Source organism: Pseudomonas sp. MC6 (assembly GCF_054790575.1).
Window position 1 is genome coordinate 1,495,717 of record NZ_CP186504.1, and the last position, 15,105, is coordinate 1,510,821.

Below are 15,105 nucleotides of genomic sequence, written 5' to 3' on the forward strand. Positions count from 1 at the left end.
GCCATTTGGTTGATATCAATACACTGGCATCGCACTAATAAAGTGCAGCAAAGTGAGACGCGCCTAACAGAAAACAACTTACCCATATTTAATATTTAAATAGAAAATCGTCAGACAATTAGGCAAAAGCCGCGCAACTAAAACATTCTTTCACCTCCGCACGCTTTGTTTACGGCAGTTTTGCGAAACAGCCCGATTTGATCTCAAAAAAATCCTTTACGGCAGATTTCAAATTGTGTCAGGTTTCTTACGCCTTCATTGGGCGAGTGATAGGACGATCTCGCCAGAGAGAGTCCTATCGGACAAAAACTGTTCCATTGCTAAACAAGGAAGTGTGTTTATGTCGAAAGTAAAAGCGAATGCTATTGATACCGCCGAACAGGCTTTTCTGCTGTCCGCGGCGCCTCAACCACTGGCCGCAGCCAGTTCGGCGTACAACCAGATCAATAGCTTCAGCCATCAGTACGATCGTGGCGGCAACCTCACGGTCAATGGCAAACCCTCCTTCTCCGTCGACCAGGCCGCAACCCAGTTGCTGCGCGACGGCGCTGCCTACCAGGACAAGGACGGCAGCGGCAAGATCGAACTCACCTACACGTTCCTGACTTCGGTATCGTCCAGCACGATGAACAAGCACGGGATCAGCGGGTTCAGTCAGTTCAGTGCTCAACAACAAGCCCAGGCCAAGCTCGCCATGCAATCCTGGGCTGACGTGGCCAACGTGACCTTCACCGAGAAAGCCTCGGGCGGTGACGGCCACATGACCTTCGGTAACTACAGCGGTGGCCAGGATGGCGCTGCAGCGTTCGCCTATCTGCCAGGCACTGGCGCCGGTTATGACGGCACCTCGTGGTACCTGATCAACAGTGGCTACACGCAGAACAAGAACCCGGATCTGAACAACTACGGTCGTCAGACTCTGACTCACGAGATCGGCCACAGCCTGGGTCTCGCTCACCCTGGCGACTACAACGCCGGCAATGGCAACCCGACCTACAACGACGCTTCCTACGGGCAAGACACCCGCGGCTACAGCGTCATGAGCTACTGGAGCGAAAGCAACACCAATCAGAACTTCAGCAAGGGCGGTGTCGAAGCGTATTCGTCCGGCCCGCTGATGGACGATATTGCTGCCATCCAGAAGCTTTACGGTGCCAACACCACCACCCGCACCGGTGACACCACCTACGGCTTCAACTCCAACACTGGTCGCGATTTCCTCAGCGCTTCGTCGTCAAGTGACAAAGTGGTGTTCTCGGTGTGGGATGCCGGCGGCAAGGATACTCTGGACTTCTCGGGTTTCACCCAGAACCAGAAGATCAACCTCAATGACGCCTCGTTCTCCGACGTTGGCGGCCTGGTGGGCAACGTGTCCATCGCCAAGGGCGCGATCATCGAGAACGCCATCGGCGGTTCGGGTAACGATCTGCTGATCGGCAACAGCGTGGCCAACGAGCTGAAGGGCGGTGCCGGCAACGACATCCTCTACGGCGCTGGTGGTGCCGACAAACTTTGGGGCGGCGCCGGTTCGGACACCTTTGTGTTCGCGGCCAGTTCTGACTCCAAGCCGGGTGCGATCGATCAGATCCTCGATTTCGTCAGCGGTCTGGACAAAATCGACCTGACTGGCATCACCAACGGTTCCGGCCTGCACTTCGTCAGCAGCTTCACCGGTTCCGCCGGTGACGCGATTCTGACGTCGTCGGGCGGCAACAGCCTGTTGTCGGTGGACTTTTCCGGGCACGGCGTGGCGGACTTCCAGGTCAGCACCGTTGGCCAGGCAGCCACCAGCGACATCGTCGCGTGATGTAGCAGTGGAAAGCGGCGTGTGATGCGCCGCTTTCTTTGCTTGCATCGTGTTGGTCGGTAAGCAAGGCTACACGCCGGAGCGAATATTCCCATGAACAGTAAAGCTATTACCTACAAGGTGGCGGCGTGGCTTTCGGCGGCGCTCATGATGATTTCAGGAGAAACCAGTATGGCCAGCAGCCTCAGACTTGAAGAACCCTCGATGTTTGCGGGGCAATGGCAAGCGACGTTGTCTACCCGGGATGATGGTCGAGAAGCGCAAAAGCTGCAGGACAAGCCCTCGAACACTTGCCTGATCGACCTTGAATCCAATCAGACCTTGGGCAAAGGGGCCGACTGTCTCGGTGCATGGCTTGAGCAAACCCCGATCGGTTGGTTTCCCGATCCGGACGGCCTGTCGATTACTGGCAAGGAAGGCTCAAGAATCCAGTTTTTCAGCCGACAACGTGACGGGCTTTATCTGACCACTTTGAAGTCAGGTCTGGTGATTACGCTTGAGCGTGCAGCGCAATAGCCTTGATTATCCAGATGGCGACAAAGTTTTAATATAAAGCGCCAGGCTATGGTTATAAGTAACGCTGAGTGGCAACTGCACCGCATTTAATCGCTTGAGTTGTTATGAAAGTGTAAGCGGCAGACGAAAAAATCAAGTTCCGACGTTGTGCGGTTAATTAATTCGACTCTCGCCAATGAATGGCGGGAAATATTTTCCAGGAATAAACAATGAAGATGGCGAAGGCCCCAGCCACCGCGCCCTTATTCAAGGCATTGGGTGACTATAAAAGTATCCTGATCAGCGTCGGCTGCTTTACCGCGCTGATTAACGTGCTGATGCTGGTGCCTTCCATCTATATGCTTCAGGTCTATGACCGGGTGCTGTCCTCGCAGAACGAAACGACCCTGGCGATGCTGTCGCTGATGGTTGTCGGCTTCTTCGCCTTTATCGGCCTGCTGGAAGTGGTGCGCAGCTTTATCGTGATCCGCATCGGCAGTCAGTTGGAGCGCCGCTTCAACCTGCGCGTCTATCAAGCCGCGTTCGAGCGCAACCTGTTCAAAGGCGAGGGCAACGCCGGGCAGTCATTGGGTGACCTGACGCACATTCGCCAATTCGTTACGGGGCCTGCGCTGTTCGCGTTTTTCGATGCGCCGTGGTTCCCGGTCTATCTGTTCGTGATTTACCTGTTCAACGTCTGGCTCGGCGGACTCGCAACCGCGGGCGCACTGTTGCTGATCGGCTTGGCGTGCCTCAACGAATACATGACCAAAAAGCCGCTGGGCGAGGCCGCCGGTTATTCGCAGAAGTCCAGTCAGTTGGCCACCAGTCATCTACACAATGCCGAAACCATTCAGGCGATGGGCATGCTCGGTTCGCTGCGCAAACGCTGGTTCCAGGTGCACTCGCGGTTCCTCGGTCTGCAGAATCAGGCCAGCGACACCGGTGCAGTGATCAGCTCCTTGAGCAAAACCCTGCGCCTGTGCCTGCAATCGTTGGTCTTGGGGCTGGGCGCATTACTGGTGATCAAGGGTGACATGACCGCCGGGATGATGATTGCCGGTTCTATTCTGATGGGCCGCGTGCTCAGCCCTATCGACCAGTTGATCGCGGTGTGGAAGCAGTGGAGCGGGGCGAAGCTGGCTTACCGCCGTCTCGATGCGTTGTTGCAAGCGTTCCCGCCCAGCGACGACGCCATGGCGCTGCCGCCGCCGAAAGGCCAGATTACCTTCGAACAAGTCAGCGCCGGCCCACCGGGGCAACGCGCGGCTACGTTGCAGATGGTCAATTTCAATCTGAATGCCGGCGAAGTGCTCGGCGTGCTCGGTGCTTCCGGCTCCGGCAAATCGACACTGGCCCGCGTACTGGTGGGTGTCTGGCCAACCCTTGGCGGCACCGTGCGTCTCGATGGCGCCGATATTCATCGCTGGAACCGCGATGACCTTGGCCCGTACATCGGCTACCTGCCGCAAGACATCGAATTGTTCAGCGGCAGCATCGCCGAGAACATTGCCCGTTTCAGCGAGGCCGATCCGCAGAAAGTCGTCGCCGCCGCGCAACAGGCTGGCGTGCACGAAATGATCCTGCGCCTGCCACAAGGCTACGACACGCAACTGGGCGAGGATGGCAGTGGTTTGTCCGGCGGCCAGAAGCAGCGCGTGGCCCTGGCGCGTTCAATGTATGGCACGCCGAGTCTGGTGGTGCTGGACGAACCGAATTCCAACCTCGACACCGTCGGCGAAGCCGCATTGGCCAGCGCCATCGCTGCGCTTAAAGCGCAAGGCACCACAGTGGTGCTGGTGACGCACCGGTCTTCGGTACTGGCCCAGGCTGACAAGTTGCTGGTCCTCAATGACGGTCGTTTACAAGCCTTCGGCCCGAGTCAGGACGTGCTCAAGGCACTTTCCGGCCAGCAAGAACAACAACGGGAAAAAGCTGCACAGACACCGGGCGGGCTCAGCATGAGCCGACAGTATCAGCCCTCGACAAGGAATTCGGGTGTATGAGCAGCGCAAGCATGAACACTGAAAACGAAGCGAGCATGGAACACGCCTACATCACCGAACGCCCGGAGCGCGATGCGAAGTTTTTCGCGCGCATGGGCTGGATTCTGGCGATCGTCGGTGCTGGCAGCTTCTTCACCTGGGCGGCCCTGGCGCCGCTGGATCAAGGCATTCCGGTGCAGGGCACGGTCGTCGTGTCGGGCAAACGCAAAGCCGTGCAGTCGATGAGCAGCGGCGTGGTCAGCCGGATCCTGGTGCGCGAAGGCGAAATCGTCAAGCAGGGCCAGCCGCTGTTCCGCCTCGATCAGACGCAAGTCGCCGCTGACGTGCAATCGCTGCAAGCGCAGTACCGTATGGCGTGGGCCAGCCTTGCGCGTTGGCAGGCCGAGCGTGACAACCTCAAGCAAGTGACCTTTCCGGCCGAGCTGAGCAATGACCCGGATCCGCGTCTGGCACTGGTGCTGGAAGGTCAGCGCCAACTGTTCAGCAGCCGTCGCGAGGCGTACTACCGCGAGCAGGCCGGACTGCGTGCGAGCATCGAAGGCGCCACCGCGCAACTGGCCGGCATGCGTCGCGCGCGTACTGATCTGAATGCTCAGGCCAGCTCGCTGCAACAACAGTTGAGCAATCTGCAACCGCTCGCCGACAACGGCTACATCCCGCGCAACCGCTTGATGGAGTACCAGCGGCAACTGTCGCAAGTGCAGCAGCAACTGGCGGAAAACACCGGTGAAAGCGGCCGTGTGGAACAGGGCATCCTCGAGTCGCGGCTGAAGCTGCAACAGCATGCCGAGGAATACCAGAAGGAAGTTCGCACGCAACTGGCCGACGCGCAGCTGAAAAGCGTGACCCTGTCGGAGCAACTGACTTCCGCCGGTTTCGACCTGCAACACAGCGAAATCATCGCCACCGCTGACGGTGTGGCAGTCAACCTCGGCGTGCACACCGAAGGTGCCGTGGTGCGCCAGGGGGAAACGTTGCTGGAGATCGTCCCGCAAGGCACCACCCTGGAAGTGGAAGGGCACTTGCCAATCAACCTGATCGACAAAGTTGGTGCGCATTTGCCGGTGGACATCCTGTTTACCGCATTCAACCAGAGCAAAACCCCGCGCGTTCCGGGTGAGGTCAGCCTGATTTCCGCCGACCAGATGGTCGATGAGAAAACCGGCGTGCCGTACTACGTGTTGCGCAGCAGCGTCAGCGATCAGGCCATGGAAAAACTCAACGGTCTGGTGATCAAGCCCGGCATGCCGGCAGAAATGTTCGTGCGCACCGGCGAACGTTCACTCCTCAACTATCTGTTCAAACCGCTGCTCGACCGGGCCGGCTCCGCGTTGACCGAGGAATAAGGATGTTCGGCTGTATGAATAAGCTTTCCCTGCTCGGCGCGGCAATGATGCTGCTCGCGAGTCACTCAGCAGCAGCGGCCATGGGGCCGTTCGAGATCTACGAACAGGCGTTGCGCAATGACCCGGTGTTCCTCGGGGCGATCAAGGAACGTGACGCAGGCCTGGAAAACCGTGCGATTGGCCGCGCCGGCCTGCTGCCGCGCATCGGTTACACCTACAACAAGGGCCGCAACACCTCGAAAGCCACCTCTCTGGATGAGCGCGCGCGTAACCGTACCGATGAGCGCAACTACAGCAGTTACGGCTCGGCCTTGACCCTGCAGCAACCGCTGCTCGACTACGAGGCTTATGCCGCGTATCGCAAAGGTGTCGCGCAGTCGTTGTTTGCCGATGAAAATTTTCGCGGCAAGAGTCAGGAACTGCTGGTTCGCGTGCTGGATAACTACACCAAAGCGCTGTTCGCACAGGATCAGATCGACATCGCTCAAGCGAAGAAGAAGGCCTACGAGCAGCAGTTCCAGCAGAACGAACACATGTTCAAGCAAGGCGAGGGCACGCGCACCGATATTCTTGAGGCTGAGTCGCGCTATGAACTGGCGACGGCTGAAGAGATCGAAGCACGCAATGAACAAGACGCGGCGCTGCGGGAACTGGGCGCACTGGTTGGCGTGCCGGCGGTGGATATTGGTGATCTGGCGCCGCTGGGTCAAAACTTCGAGACCTTCGCGCTGATACCTGCCAATTACGACACCTGGCACGAAATGGCGGTGAGCAATAACCCGAATCTGGCCTCGCAGCGCCAGGCCGTGGAAGTTGCGCGTTATGAAGTGGAACGCAATCGCGCCGGGCATTTGCCGAAAGTCAGTGCTTACGCGTCGATGCGCCAGAACGAATCGGAAAGCGGCAACACCTACAACCAACGCTACGAAACCAACACCATCGGTTTTGAAGTCAGCGTGCCGTTGTATGCCGGTGGCGGTGTCTCGGCGTCCACGCGTCAGGCCAGCCGCACCATGGAGCAGGCGGAGTACGAGCTTGATGGCAAGACGCGCGAGACGCTGATCGAACTGCGTCGGCAGTTCAGCGCCTGTTTGTCGGGGGTGAGCAAACTGCGCGCTTATCAGAAGGCGTTGACCTCGGCGGAAGCGCTGGTGGTGTCGACCAAGCAGAGCATTCTCGGCGGTGAGCGGACCAACCTCGACGCGTTGAACGCCGAGCAGCAACTGTTCACCACGCGCCGCGATCTGGCGCAGGCGCGGTACGACTATCTGATGGCCTGGACCAAGTTGCATTACTACGCCGGGACATTGAACGAGCAGGATCTGGCGCGGGTGGATGAGGCTTTTGTGGTCGCTCAACAGCCCTCACCCTAACCCTCCCGAAACGTCGGACCGCCCAGAGGGAGAGGGGACTGATCGGAGGATATTTTAGAAGTACACCGACCTGATCGAGCGGCACCGAATCCAACACCGACGGGGTATTCCAGGTCGATGAATGACGCAACACACCTCGGTCAGCTCCCTCTCCTGGGGGAGAGGGCTGGGGTGAGGGGAACAGGCAACACCGCAAAACAACCTGCATAAAACAATAAAAGTGAGTGGTGAACATGGACGTACGCATCAAGCCGATTTCGGTCGGCACCCTGCTGCTTGTGATTTCTGCAACCCAGGCTCAGGCGCAATACCTCGAAAGCGGCCAACCCGGCGATCCCGCCAGTTGGCGCAGCGCTGAATTCCTCCGCGACTGGGGCCTGAGCCGCATGCAGGTCCGAGCAAGCCTACGCCGCCGGCATCACCGGCCAAGGCGTGAAAATCGGCGCGCTCGACTCCGGTTTCGATGCCGCCCACCCGGAATTCGCCACCAACCGTTATCACCCGGTACTGGCCAGCGGCAGCTACATCGACGGCTCACCGTTCAACGTCGATGGCACCATCAATCCCAACAACGACTCGCACGGCACTCACGTCGTCGGCACCATGGGCGCCTCGCGCGACGGTACCGGCATGCACGGCGTGGCGTACAACGCGCAGATCTACGTCGGCAACACCAACAAAAACGACAGCTTCCTCTTCGGCCCCAACCCCGATCCGCGCTATTTCAAAGCGGTATACGACGCCCTCGCCGATGCCGGCGTGCGCGCGATCAACAACAGTTGGGGCAGCCAGCCACCGGACGTCAGCTATCGCACTCTGGCGGATCTGCACGCCGCTTATGCGCAGCACTGGAACAAAGGCACCTGGCTCGATGCCGCCGCCGGTGTGTCCCGACGCGGCGTGATCAACGTGTTCAGCGCCGGTAACAGCGGCTATCCAAACGCCAGCGTGCGTTCCGCGCTGCCGTACTTTCAGCCGGATCTGGAAGGTCACTGGCTGGCCGTGTCGGGCCTCGATCAGAGCAATCAGCAAAAGTACAACCAGTGTGGCCTCGCCAAATACTGGTGCATCACCACGCCAGGGGCGAAGATCGACAGCACCATTCCCGGTGGCGGTTACGCGATCAAGTCCGGCACCTCGATGTCGGCGCCGCATGCGACCGGCGCGCTGGCGCTGGTGATGGAACGCTACCCGTACATGAACAATCAGCAGGCACTTGAAGTGTTGCTGACCACCGCCACGCAACTGGATGGTTCGGTCACCGATGCGCCGACCGAGCGGGTCGGTTGGGGCGTGGCCAATCTGAACCGGGCGATGCGCGGGCCGGGGCAATTACTCGGTGCGTTCGACGTCACCCTGGGGGCCGGGCAACGCGATGTCTGGAGCAATGACATCTCCGACAAGGCGCTGATTCAGCGTCAGACCGAAGATCTCGCCGAGCACAGCGCCTGGCAGCAAACACTGCAAGACAAGGGTTGGCAGAATGGCGTTGCTGCGGGCGCCAGCCAACAGGATCAGACCGATTACGCGGTCGGTACTGCCCGTGATGCAGCGGCGGCGAGTCGGGTGTATCAGGGCAGTCTGATCAAGTCCGGCGGCGGGCAGTTGATCCTCACCGGCGACAACACGTATCGCGGTGCGACCACGATCAATGGCGGTTTGCTCACGGTTAACGGCTCGCTGACGTCTGCGGTGACGGTGAATGACAGCGGCACCCTCGGCGGTACCGGGCGAATCGCCGCGCTGCTCGCCAACAGCGGCGGACGCGTGGCGCCGGGCAACTCCATCGGTACCTTGAATGTGGCCGGTGACGTGACCTTCGCACCGGGTTCGACCTACGCCGTTGAACTGTCGCCGACCAGCAGCGATCGCATCGTTGCCGGCGGCACGGCCAGCGTCAGCGGCGCCACTGTCAGCCTGTCGCTGGAAAACAGCCCGACGCTGCTCAGCACCACCGAAGCGCAAAGCCTGCTCGGTCGCCAGTACGACATCCTGCAAGCGGCCGGCGGCATTCAGGGTCAGTTTGGCGCGGTATTGCCGAACTACCTGTTTATCGGCGGCAGCCTCGACTACGCCGCCAACGCTATTCAACTGAACGTCGAACGTAACGCCACAACCTTCGCCAGCATCGGGCAAACACCGAATCAACGCTCGGTGGCGGCTGCCATCGAAGGCCTGGGCGCCGGCAACTCGGTGTACGAAAGCCTGTTGCGCTCACCCGATGCGAGTTCCGCGCAACAAGCCTTCCAGCAACTGAGTGGCGAAATCTACCCGGCATTGAGTTCGATGCTGAACAACGACAGCCGCCAATTGCGCGATGCGGTGGGCGAGCGTCTGCACGACACAACTGCTGCGCAAAGCAACGGCTGGATCAAAGCCCTCGGCGCTTGGGGCTCGACCGATTCAAGCCACGATACGGCAGGCTACAACACTTCGATCGGCGGTCTGCTGGCCGGTGTCGACGGCGCGCTGGACGAGCAGACCCGCATCGGTCTGGTCACCGGTTACAGCGATAGCTCATTGAGCATGGGCTCGGGTACGCATTCCTCGGCCAAGGTCGACAGCTATCACCTGGGCGCATACGCCGGTCGTGAAATCGGCGCCTGGCGCTTGAGCACCGGCGCGGCCTACAGCTGGCATCGCGCCGATGTGAAGCGCGACCTGCAATACGGCGACGTCAGTGGCAAACAGAAGGCCAAGGTCGATGCGGCAACCACGCAAGTGTTCGGCGAGGCGGCTTATCGCTTGCACCTGCAACCATTGGCGCTGGAGCCGTTCGCCAACCTGGCCTACGTGCATCTGGACACCGAAGGATTGACCGAGAAGGGCGACGCGGCCGCGCTGAAAAGCTCGGGCGATCAACGTGACGCGGTGCTGAGCACCCTCGGCGTGCGGGCGATCAAGACCTTCAATCTTTCGCCTGCGCAATCACTCGACGTCAGCGGCCACCTCGGCTGGCAGCACAGCCTGAGCGACATCGACTCTGAACAACATCTGCGTTTTGCCAGCGGTGGCACGCCGTATTCGGTGGAGAGCTCGGCGCTGGTGCGCGATGCCGCGCTGGTTGGCGTGCAGGCCAGCCTCGCGTTGAGCAAGGACGTACGGGTCAACCTTGATTACAACGGACAACTGGCCAGTCGCGAAAAGCTTCATGGCGTTGGCTTGAGCCTGAACTGGCAGTTCTAACCCCACGCGGAGCGTGGGAACGATCAGGATTTTTCGCAACATCACTAAGGAAGGTCGCTGGATGAATAACAACAATACCCCCGCGCAAACGGGAGGCCGCTTTGCCCTGAAAACCCTCACGCTCGCCGTGCTCTGTGCCATCGGCACAGCCCATGCCGCGCCCTTCGTGGAGAGCGGTCGCACGGGCGATCCGTCGAGTTGGCGCAGCAGCGAATTCAAGGCTGATTGGGGCCTGGGTGCCATCGGCGCGGATTACGCTTACGCCGCCGGCTATTCCGGCAAAGGCGTCAAACTCGGCATCTTCGACCAACCGGTCTATGCCGCGCACCCGGAGTTTTCCGGCAGCAACAAGGTGGTCACCCTGGTCACCAGCGGGATCCGCGAATACACCGACCCGTACATCCCGGTCAAAGCCGGTGATGCGTTCCGCTATGACGGTTCGCCCTCGGTCGGTTCCGACGGCAAACTCGGCGCCCACGGCACCCACGTTGGCGGCATCGCCGCCGGCAGTCGCGACGGCGGGCCGATGCACGGCGTGGCATTCGGGGCGCAGATCATCAGCGCCGACAACGGCGACCCGGGCCCGGAAGACGGCATCGTTCGCGGTAACGATGGCGCGGTGTACAAGGCCGGTTGGGACGCACTGATCGCCAGCGGCGCGCGGATCATCAACAACAGCTGGGGCATCGGCATCACTGACCGTTTCGACCTCGGTGGGCGCGATCCGGCGTACCCGCACTTCACCGTCAATGACGCGCAAGTGCAGTTCAACGAGATCCGCACACTGCTCGGCACCAAACCGGGCGGCGCCTATGACGGCGCAATTGCCGCCGCGCGCAGCGGCATCGTCACGATTTTCGCCGCCGGCAACGACTACAACCTCAACAACCCGGACGCCATCGCCGGCCTCGGCTATTTCGTGCCGGAAATCGCGCCGAACTGGATCACCGTCGCCGCGTTGCAGCAGAACCCGGACCAGGCCAGCGCCAACCCGTACATCATCAGTACGTTCTCTTCGCGCTGCGGCTACACCGCGAGTTTCTGCGTCTCGGCGCCAGGCACGAAAATCTTCAGCTCGATTATCGAAGGCACCAACGCCGACAACCTCACCACCGGCTACAAAAACTACAACGGCACCTCGATGGCCGCGCCGCACGTCGCCGGTTCCATGGCGGTGCTGATGGAGCGCTTCCCGTACATGACCGGCGATCAAGTCGCCACGGTCTTGCGCACCACCGCCACCGACCTCGGCGCGCCGGGCATCGACGCCTTGTACGGCTGGGGCATGATCAACCTGCGCAAAGGCATCGACGGCCCGTCGATGTTTGTCACCGAACAAGACATCCCGGCGGAATTCCGTATCGACGGCGCTTACGGCTCCGGCCAGTTTGTCGCGGATCTGCCGGGCATCGGCGCGATCATCGATCAGGGCAAGCCGACCGAACGCGTGTGCACCGATATCACCTGCGGCCTCGACACCTGGCGCAACGATATTTCCGGTCACGGCGGTTTGACCAAGCAAGGTCTCGGCACGCTGGTGCTGACCGGTAACAACACTTACAGCGGCCCGACCCTGGTCAATCAGGGCCGCCTGGCCATCAACGGCTCGCTGCAATCGGCGGTGACGGTGAATGACGGCGGTATCCTCGGCGGCAATGGCCATATCGGCGCGCTGTCGGTGAACAGCGGCGGTACGGTGGCGCCGGGTAACTCCATCGGCACCCTGAACGTGGCCGGTGACGTGACGTTTGCACCGGGTTCGACCTACGCCGTAGAGCTGTCGCCGACCAGCAGCGATCAGATTGTCGCGACTGGCAAAGCGGTCATTGAAGGCGCCACGGTGAGCATGTCACTGGAAAACAGCCCGACACTGCTGACCACCAACGAGGTGCAAAGCCTGCTCGGCACGCGCTACAACATCCTGCAAGCGGCGGGTGGCATTGAAGGGCGCTTCGGTCAGGTGTTGCCGGATTACGCCTTTCTCGGCGGCACGCTGGCGTACTCGGCCGATGGCATCCAGTTGGCGGTCGGGCGCAACGACGCCTCGTTCGCCAGCGTCGGTTTGACGCCAAACCAACGCGCTGTCGGTGCGGCGGCTGAACGGCTGGGCGCTGGCAATGCGCTGTTCGAAACCCTGTTGCTGTCGCCGAATGCGGCGTCGGCGCAGCAAGCCTTCCAGCAACTGTCCGGCGAGATCCATCCGGCCATTGGCACGATGCTGATCAACGACAGCCGTTACCTGCGTGAAGCGGTGGGCGAGCGTCTGCGCGAACGTGATCTGTTCAATGCCGGCGCACCGACGGATGACCGCAGCAACGCCTGGGTCAAGGTCTTGGGTTCGTGGGGCAAGAGCGATGGCGGGCATGACAATGCCGATTCCAACAGCTCCATCGGCGGCCTGCTGGCCGGTGTCGACGGCTTGATCGCTGAAGATACCCGTCTGGGATTCGTTACCGGTTATAGCGACAGCTCGTTGAGCATGGGCAGCGGCACGCATTCGTCGGCGTCGGTCGACAGCTACCACTTGGGTGCGTACCTGGGGCATCAGATCGATGCGCTGCGTCTGACCGTCGGCGGCGCCTACAGCTGGCACCGTGTCGACGTCAAACGTGATCTGCAGTTCGGGGACGTCAGCAGTAAACAAAAGACCAAGCACGATGCCGCCACCACTCAAGTGTTCACCGAGGCCGCTTATGATCTGGGCCTGCAACCGATGAACCTGGAGCCGTTCGCCAATCTGGCTTACGTGCACCTCAACACTGAAAGCTTCACCGAAAAGGGTGACGCGGCAGCGTTGAAGGGCGGCGAGGACAACCGTGATGTGGTGCTGTCGACCCTCGGCGTGCGCGCCAAGCGTTCGTTCGCTTTGTCGGATCAGCATCAGTTGGAACTGGGCGCAAGCCTGGGCTGGCAGCACAACCTCAACAATGTCGATGCCGACAGCCATCTGGCCTTCGCCAATGGCAACAGCGCGTTCACCGTGCAGGGCGTGTCGATGGATCGCGACGCGGCAGTGGTCGGCGTGCGTGCGGGTCTGGCGCTCAACCGCGATGTGCGGGTGAACCTGGATTACAACGGACTGATCGGCTCGAACGAGAAGGACCACGGCGTGGGTCTGACCCTCGACTGGCAGTTCTAAGGCGTACCGGCAGTTCTGCGGAACTGCCGGTTTTTGAAGGAAGAGAGAGCACAACATGGGACTGTTCGATTATAAAAATGCCGATGGCAAAGCGTTGTACAGCGACGCCATCGCACTCACGCTTTATGCCTACACGCCGACCGGCAAACCGTTGCCGGCCACCGCTTGGGCACCGGTCACGGCGACGGCACTGGGTTATCAGGGCAAGGTCGGGCCGCAGGGCACGTTCTTTGGCGAGAAGGACGGCTTTACCAGCGCCGAAGCCGAAGTGCTTGGCAAATACGACGCCGCCGGCAAACTGATCGGCATCGGCGTGGCCTTTCGTGGCACCGGTGGGCTGGGTTACAGCGACACCTTCGGCGACCTGAAAAACAATCTGCTGGCCGCCATCGGGCCGTCGGATTACGCGAGCAATTACGCGAAAAACGCCTTCGACAATCTGCTAAAGGCTGTCGCCGCGTTCGCGATTGCCAATGGCATCGCCGCCAAGGACGTGCTGATCAGTGGCCACAGCCTCGGCGGGCTCGGCGTCAACAGCGTGGCCGAGTTGAGCGCGAGCAACTGGGGCGGTTTCTTCAAGGACGCCAACTACATCACCTTCGCCTCGCCAACCCAAAGCAGCACCGGCAACAACGTGCTCAATATCGGTTACGAAAACGACCCGGTGTTCCGCGTGCTCGACGGCACCACGTTCAGCAGCGCGTCGATGGGCAAACATGACAAGCCGCACGATTCGACCACCGACAACATCGTCAATTTCAACGACAACTACGCGTCCACCGCACAGAACCTGGTGCCGTTCAGCATCATCAATCCGCTGAGCTGGTCGGCCCACAGCTCGCTGGGCTATGCCGATGGCTTGAATCGGGTCATCGATTCGAAGTTCTACAACCTGACGCATAAAGACTCGACGATCATCGTCTCCAACCTGGAAGAAGCTTCTCGCGGCAAGACCTGGGTTGAAGATCTTGGCCGCAGCGGTGAGCCGCACACCGGCAGCACCTTCATCATCGGCACGCAGAGCAACGACTGGCTCAAGGGCGGCGCGGGCAATGACTTCCTTGAAGGCCTGGGCGGCGATGACCGTTTCCGTGATGACGGCGGCTACAACATCCTGCTCGGTGGCCAGGGCCACAACACCTTCGAACTGCAGAAACCGTTGCAGAACTTCAGCTTCGCCAACGACGGGGACGGCACGCTGTACGTGCGCGACGCCTACGGCGGCATCAGCATGACCCGCGACATCGGCGCGCTGGTGAGCAAGGAGTCGGGTTCGTGGTGGGGCAGCAAGGAAATCACCTGGGGCGTCACGGCCAAGGGTTTGACCAACGGCAACGAGCTGACCCAGTACAACCATTCACTCAGCGGCGATGGCTACGGCAATGCGCTGCACGCCACGGCTGATGGTGACTGGCTGTTCGGCCTCGGTGGCGATGACAAGCTGATCAGCGACAAGGGCGATGTGACCTTTGTCGGTGGCGCGGGCAATGACGTGATGACCGCCGTGGGTGGCAACAACACCTTCCTGTTCAGCGGCGCGTTCGGTTTCGATGCCATCAACGGCTATCAGGGCAGCGACAAACTGGTGTTCATGGGCGTCGAAGGCGCGGGGCAGGGCTACGACTACAAGCAGCACGCGGCGCAGGCCGGCAACGATACCGTGCTGAAGATTGGCGACTATGCCGTGACCCTGATCGGGGTGGGAGTGGCTAACCTGTCGGACTCGGCGTTCGTGTTCGCCTAGTAACCCCTG

At 60.7% G+C, this 15,105-nt stretch carries 7 protein-coding genes and 1 pseudogene; all 8 read left to right on the top strand.

Features of this window, described 5'->3' with window-relative positions:
* Window positions 1-340: 340 nt before the first annotated feature.
* The 8 genes and pseudogenes from ACOYXE_RS06805 to ACOYXE_RS06840 all read left to right on the top strand — a co-directional run bounded on the left by ACOYXE_RS06805 (window position 341) and on the right by ACOYXE_RS06840 (window position 15,096).
* On the top strand, window positions 341-1,807 hold the full coding sequence (locus ACOYXE_RS06805) for a serralysin family metalloprotease (protein ID WP_160058008.1): 1,467 nt from the start codon (window positions 341-343) through the stop codon (window positions 1,805-1,807).
* Between the two features lie 93 nt (window positions 1,808-1,900).
* On the top strand, window positions 1,901-2,323 hold the full coding sequence (locus ACOYXE_RS06810) for an AprI/Inh family metalloprotease inhibitor (RefSeq protein WP_405123692.1): 423 nt from the start codon (window positions 1,901-1,903) through the stop codon (window positions 2,321-2,323).
* A gap of 209 nt (window positions 2,324-2,532) precedes the next feature.
* Window positions 2,533-4,308 carry a type I secretion system permease/ATPase gene (locus ACOYXE_RS06815; RefSeq protein WP_460928320.1) on the top strand — a complete coding sequence of 592 codons (1,776 nt, stop codon included), beginning with the start codon at window positions 2,533-2,535 and terminating at the stop codon, window positions 4,306-4,308.
* Complete coding sequence (locus ACOYXE_RS06820) at window positions 4,305-5,654, top strand: HlyD family type I secretion periplasmic adaptor subunit (RefSeq protein WP_160058005.1); 1,350 nt, start codon at window positions 4,305-4,307, stop codon at window positions 5,652-5,654. Before ACOYXE_RS06815 ends, ACOYXE_RS06820 begins: the two co-directional genes overlap by 4 nt.
* A 2-nt stretch (window positions 5,655-5,656) precedes the next feature.
* A complete protein-coding gene (locus tag ACOYXE_RS06825) occupies window positions 5,657-7,027 on the top strand; it encodes a TolC family outer membrane protein (RefSeq protein ID WP_460928323.1) in 1,371 nt (456 codons plus the stop codon).
* Window positions 7,028-7,260: 233 nt separating this feature from the next.
* Window positions 7,261-10,213: pseudogene (gene eprS / locus ACOYXE_RS06830) on the top strand (autotransporter serine peptidase EprS).
* A 61-nt stretch (window positions 10,214-10,274) separates the two neighbouring features.
* Window positions 10,275-13,352 carry an autotransporter domain-containing protein gene (locus ACOYXE_RS06835; protein WP_460928325.1) on the top strand — a complete coding sequence of 1,026 codons (3,078 nt, stop codon included), beginning with the start codon at window positions 10,275-10,277 and terminating at the stop codon, window positions 13,350-13,352.
* 55 nt (window positions 13,353-13,407) lie between these two features.
* The gene (locus ACOYXE_RS06840) at window positions 13,408-15,096 is read left to right on the top strand and encodes a polyurethane esterase (RefSeq protein WP_460928327.1); all 1,689 of its coding nucleotides are present in this window, start codon (window positions 13,408-13,410) and stop codon (window positions 15,094-15,096) included.
* Window positions 15,097-15,105 lie beyond the last annotated feature (9 nt).

Bases quoted from the DNA above. Each gene is read 5' to 3' on its own strand.
- ACOYXE_RS06810 (WP_405123692.1), top strand. From the start codon at position 1,901: ATGAACAGTAAAGCTATTACCTACAAGGTGGCGGCGTGGCTTTCGGCG.
- ACOYXE_RS06835 (WP_460928325.1), top strand. From the start codon at position 10,275: ATGAATAACAACAATACCCCCGCGCAAACGGGAGGCCGCTTTGCCCTG.
- ACOYXE_RS06805 (WP_160058008.1), top strand. From the start codon at position 341: ATGTCGAAAGTAAAAGCGAATGCTATTGATACCGCCGAACAGGCTTTT.
- ACOYXE_RS06815 (WP_460928320.1), top strand. From the start codon at position 2,533: ATGAAGATGGCGAAGGCCCCAGCCACCGCGCCCTTATTCAAGGCATTG.
- ACOYXE_RS06840 (WP_460928327.1), top strand. From the start codon at position 13,408: ATGGGACTGTTCGATTATAAAAATGCCGATGGCAAAGCGTTGTACAGC.
- ACOYXE_RS06820 (WP_160058005.1), top strand. From the start codon at position 4,305: ATGAGCAGCGCAAGCATGAACACTGAAAACGAAGCGAGCATGGAACAC.
- ACOYXE_RS06825 (WP_460928323.1), top strand. From the start codon at position 5,657: ATGTTCGGCTGTATGAATAAGCTTTCCCTGCTCGGCGCGGCAATGATG.